Source organism: Bradyrhizobium cosmicum (genome assembly GCF_032290525.1).
GTDB classification, from domain to species: Bacteria; Pseudomonadota; Alphaproteobacteria; order Rhizobiales; family Xanthobacteraceae; genus Bradyrhizobium; species Bradyrhizobium cosmicum_A.
Genome location: NZ_JASXTA010000167.1, coordinates 1 through 283, shown reverse-complemented (window position 1 = coordinate 283; position 283 = coordinate 1). Strand labels below are relative to the sequence as shown.

At 51.9% G+C, this 283-nt stretch carries 1 protein-coding gene; it reads right to left on the bottom strand.

The genetic code is table 11. The features are described from left to right. Nucleotides 1-283: Na+/H+ antiporter NhaC family protein (locus QSV46_RS39510; RefSeq protein ID WP_314964063.1), on the bottom strand; the 283-nt coding region annotated here is incomplete at both ends.

Sequence of the window (283 nt, the reverse complement as noted above, 5' to 3'; positions counted from 1 at the left end):
GCCTTGGGCGCAGATCATGATAAAGCCAATCATCGCCATCAGTTTGATGCCGTCATTAAAGACATCATTGGCCTCACGCCATTTGACCACACCAGTCGCCATAAACACCGCAAAGCCGACCAGCGAGCCAATCAGCAGCGAGTCTGTCATCAGCTGCGCACCCAATGCCATCAAAATCGCCCCAACAGCCACCGCCACATCATAGCCGCTGACCACTTTGGCGGGTGCTTCTTTGGCAATCTCAATATCACGATAAACTCGTGGCTTACGATAAGTCACAAAC